This window comes from Loigolactobacillus bifermentans DSM 20003, from assembly GCF_001434575.1.
Classification (GTDB): Bacteria; Bacillota; Bacilli; order Lactobacillales; family Lactobacillaceae; genus Loigolactobacillus; species Loigolactobacillus bifermentans.
In genome coordinates this window covers 7,407-10,661 of sequence record NZ_AZDA01000072.1, presented here as the reverse complement: position 1 = coordinate 10,661, position 3,255 = coordinate 7,407, and the positions used below count along the sequence as shown (strand labels likewise).

Annotated in this window: 2 protein-coding genes and 1 pseudogene; 1 reads left to right on the top strand and 2 read right to left on the bottom strand. The window is 39.3% G+C overall.

Annotated features, from left to right (window positions below):
• Positions 1 to 410, bottom strand: a pseudogene (locus tag FC07_RS08470) (knotted carbamoyltransferase YgeW); the annotation flags it as partial.
• A 783-nt stretch (positions 411 to 1,193) separates the two neighbouring features.
• Between FC07_RS08470 and FC07_RS15880 the strand changes: the two are divergent.
• Positions 1,194 to 1,346: a hypothetical protein gene (locus FC07_RS15880; RefSeq protein ID WP_155797821.1), complete on the top strand. Its 153-nt coding sequence runs from the start codon at positions 1,194 to 1,196 to the stop codon at positions 1,344 to 1,346.
• Positions 1,347 to 1,576: 230 nt separating this feature from the next.
• On the opposite strand, the gene FC07_RS08465 is transcribed toward FC07_RS15880, so the two are convergent.
• The gene (locus FC07_RS08465) at positions 1,577 to 2,950 is read right to left on the bottom strand and encodes an AAA family ATPase (RefSeq protein WP_057904681.1); all 1,374 of its coding nucleotides are present in this window, start codon (positions 2,948 to 2,950) and stop codon (positions 1,577 to 1,579) included.
• Positions 2,951 to 3,255 lie beyond the last annotated feature (305 nt).

Sequence of the window (3,255 nt, the reverse complement as noted above, 5' to 3'; positions counted from 1 at the left end):
ACATCATGCATGTACTTGTTCCCTTTGCCGATGTACATATCGTCACGGATCCCGATAACGTCAGCCATGAAGGAAATCATGGTTGCAGTTTCACGGACAGTTTCACCATGGGCGATTTGTGACTTCTTTTCATCCAAATCTTGGATTTCCAAGCCTAACATGTTGCAGGCACTGGTAAATGAAAAACGCGTCCGCGTTGAGTTATCACGGAAGATGGAGATGCCTAAACCGGAATCGAAAACTTTGGTTGAAATGTTGCGTTCACGTAAATCACGCAATGCATCAGCTGTTTTCAAAGTTGCCGTTAATTCATCTTGGCTCTTTTCCCAAGTTTGGAAGAAGTCACCACCATACATTTTTTCAGTGTCTAAATTTTTGATCTCATTGACTAATGTTTTAAATTCTGCCATGTTCAAAAAACCTCGCTTAAACTTTTTTAGGTGTCAATTGTTGGTAATCTTTCACGTCAGGCTATTCACCAGTAATAGCGCTAACATTTTCGTTTGCAAAGCCTATTATAGCACGAATCTAAAATTTAAAAAGCTAAACTAAAAAATATTTAGCAGTAAATCTCAAAAAAAATTAGAACCTTGATTTACCGCGCTTTTGCCGTCAGGCTGGGCTTGTGAAAGTGCGTTTTTGTGTACAATATTGTTTTTTAGCACTAAAAAAAGCAACTGGCCACTTCAATGACAGTTGCTTTTCAAGCGGGTTAAATAGGGCGCGTGTCGGTTTCAATTTTTGGCAAATCACGACAGATAGTCGGGCAGTGACGAATATGATTAGGTCAAAAAAAGAGATCCAATCGCTACGGCAATAGCAATTGGATCGAAGTATTTGTAACTATTCAAATATAAAAATCTAGTTGTGGTGCTTTAGCAAATCGCTTTGCAAGCCGTGCGGGTCAACGTGGGGAAACACGTTGGCCTTTTTTGCTGCCTTCAGTATAAGACAAACACCGTATTGATTTCAATCGTTTGACTGCTTGTCATTACAAATGGTGAAGCAAGTCGGACAGGATAAAAATTAAAAAGAGGTTTTTGTTTTATTGTGATCCAGCATGCTATAATGAAGTTGCATGAAGCGATAACGTTTAGGCCACCACGACTAGAAATAGTGGAGGTGGCGCCTATTCAACTAAATTGGATCTCAATTTTCCCGAACATGCTCCTCTCTGTGAGGAGGCTTCTTCCTTGTTCAACAAGACTCGGTTGGGTTTCTATGCTGCATTCGCCAGCGCTTTTACGACGATTGCAGTGAAACTGCCAACTAGTCAAGTCCTCGTTGGCCTGTGTTGGTTTACTGCAATGACATTTTACATGTTTAGCAGTGACGAACACGATTAGGTCAAAAAAAGAGATCCAGTCGCTACTGCCATAGCAATTGGATCGAAACATTTGTACCATTAAAATAAAGTAAATCTAGTTGTGGTGCTTTAGCAAATCGCTTTGCAAGCCGTGTAGTCAATGTGAGGAAAGCACATTGGCTTTTTTGCTGTCTTCAGTATAAGACAAACACCGTACCGATTTCAATCGTTTAATCTGTTTTAAACGATTTTTTTTGCCACGCACGTCACCTACAATCCGAAAGTATAATTGATATAGGGATTTTTCGTTTGATCCGTATCAGTAAGGGCCGCATCTTCAAAGGCAAACCGAATTCGGGAGGAATCTGTTTTTTCGTAAAGATTAGGTTGCGTATCATTGGTTTGAATCTTTCTAAGATAGATGTTACGCAGGTTATTGGACTCACGGGTGCCTTCCAGTTGCAGATAGCGGTTGTGTGGGTCATCGGTGGAAAAATAAATTTTGGTATCTGGCAAGGTCTCTAGGACGCGCAAATTGTGTGACGTAAAAATCAATTGGCCTTTAGCACCATCCGACATGATTTTGACTAATTCACCTAACAGAAATTCAAAGATGCCGGAATCTAATTCGTCAATCAAAACAATTTGGTTAGGGTTGTTATAGACTTCAATCAATAAGGCCAAAACGGAAACCAATTTTTGCACGCCTAATGATTCTGCCCGTAATGGGATTTGTTTACCGTCACGAATGGTTAACAGCTCAATGCTGAATTCTTCAGTCGTACCGTCTTTCGCCGTTTGGGCACGGGTAATGGCTTTTAAAGCTAGGCCAGGGACAATTTGCGTGATCACTGCGCTGATTTTTGCAATCACATTTTTAATCAGTTCAGTTTTGGCAGTGGAATATTGAAACATAGGTTGGCTTAATTCAGACACTTGGTCAAGTTGAATCGGTAGCGTTCCAAAAGCGTGCCGCCCGTTCTTTTGATTCAGTGCAAAAGATAAGGGCATGAAGTTGCCTGAGGCTAAATAACCGTTCATCACTTCAGTATGAATCGTAATATTGATAGCTGTCTTCCGAATAAAACGATAGGTCGTTAACAAAGCGTGGTATTTTTTCAAGGTTTTATTTTGTTGGCGCCATTCTTGAAAAACAGTGCCAAAAATAAAAGAGCGATTACCTTTAACTGAAGCCAATAAAGGTAATGTTAGGCTTGCAAAGTTACCTTTTTCAGGTTTGATCACCACTTGTGGCCGTGTGTCATCAACTTGGTACGAGAAAACCGTTTTGTGGTAAGTATAGTTAGGCAATTTGGCCTGGCTTAAGCTTTCACCAATCACGCGCACGGATTGAGCCACCTTTTTAAGGGTAACTTCGTAAGTAAAGGCGTGCTGCTCACTTTCAGATACCAGCGTTAGCGTCGCTGGGTCATCATTTAAGTAATCAGTGATGCTGTGGTCTAATTCATAACCTAAAATTAAGGTTTGTAAAATACCAACAGCATCGATCAAGGTCGTTTTACCAGAGCCATTTTGACCATAAATGCCCACGACATTTAAATAATCGTGTTTATTTTTAAAAGACATTTCGCCATGTTGAACGTTTTTAAGGTTGTCGATGATAATTTTTGATAATTTGGTCATTCAAAACTCCTCCTTATCAGTTTGTGTTTACAATAGCTGTAAACTCGTATTTTATTTAAAAGGAATACTACTGTTAGTTTAGCAGATAAACACTAAAATAGCCATATTTTGTATATTTTATACAAAATATGGCTATTTTAGCTATAAATCATTTGAATTATTTAAAATCAACTGTACAGAGAACATAAGCGCTTTGGTAAGCTATCAAGGATAACTACAATTAGTAGTGCTAATTGAATGTCGTTTAGGTCGTAGGAACGATCACGCCGCTTATATATTTTGGTGGCACCTAACAGATAGTCGGA

What these genes read in the sequence shown, in the direction of transcription:
- FC07_RS08465 (WP_057904681.1), bottom strand. Translation starts at nt 2,950, where the DNA reads ATGACCAAATTATCAAAAATTATCATCGACAACCTTAAAAACGTTCAA.